Origin of the sequence: Streptomyces aureoversilis, assembly GCF_042657885.1 — a bacterium.
In the GTDB taxonomy this organism is placed as follows: Bacteria; Actinomycetota; Actinomycetes; order Streptomycetales; family Streptomycetaceae; genus Streptomyces; species Streptomyces aureoversilis.
Map to the genome: position 1 here is coordinate 1 of NZ_JBHSKJ010000077.1, position 812 is coordinate 812.

Here is an 812-nt window from a genome sequence, read left to right on the forward strand (position 1 = left end):
CTCGCCGGGCACGACGTCGTCTTCCTCGCGCTGCCGCACGGTCAGTCCGCGGCGCTCGCCCGCGAACTGGCCCCGGACGTCCTCGTCGTCGACTGCGGTGCGGACTTCCGGTTGAAGGACGCGGGGGAGTGGGAGCGGTTCTACGGTTCGGCGCATGCGGGCACGTGGCCGTACGGGCTGCCGGAGCTGCCCGGCGGGCGCGAGGCGCTGAAGGGCGCGCGGCGTATCGCCGTTCCCGGCTGCTACCCGACGGCGGTGTCGCTGGCCCTCTTCCCCGCGTACGCGGCGGGGCTGGCCGGGCCGGAGGCGGTGATCGTGGCGGCGTCGGGGACGTCGGGCGCGGGCAAGGCGGCCAAGCCGCATCTGCTGGGCTCCGAGGTCATGGGCTCCATGAGCCCGTACGGCGTGGGCGGTTCCCACCGGCACACGCCCGAGATCGTCCAGAACCTCTCCGCCGCCGCGGGGGAGCCCGTCACGATCTCCTTCACGCCCACCCTGGCGCCGATGCCGCGGGGCATCCTCGCCACCTGCAGCGCCAAGGCCCGCCCCGGTGTGACGGCCGGCAGCCTGCGCGCCGCGTACGAGAAGGCGTTCGCGGGCGAGCCGTTCGTCCACCTGCTGCCCGAGGGCCAGTGGCCCGGCACCGGAGCGGTGGTCGGTTCCAACACGGTGCTGGTGCAGGTGGCGCTGGACGAGGCGGCCGGGCGGATCGTCGTGGTGAGTGCGATCGACAACCTGACCAAGGGCACCGCGGGTGGCGCGGTGCAGAGCATGAACATCGCCCTCGGCCTCCCCGAGGAGCTGGGCCTGCC

The 812-nt window shown here is 74.4% G+C and carries 1 protein-coding gene; it reads left to right on the forward strand.

Translation table 11 applies throughout. The features are described from left to right. Positions 1–812: N-acetyl-gamma-glutamyl-phosphate reductase (gene argC, locus ACFPP6_RS36485; RefSeq protein WP_382051147.1), on the forward strand; the 812-nt coding region annotated here is incomplete at both ends.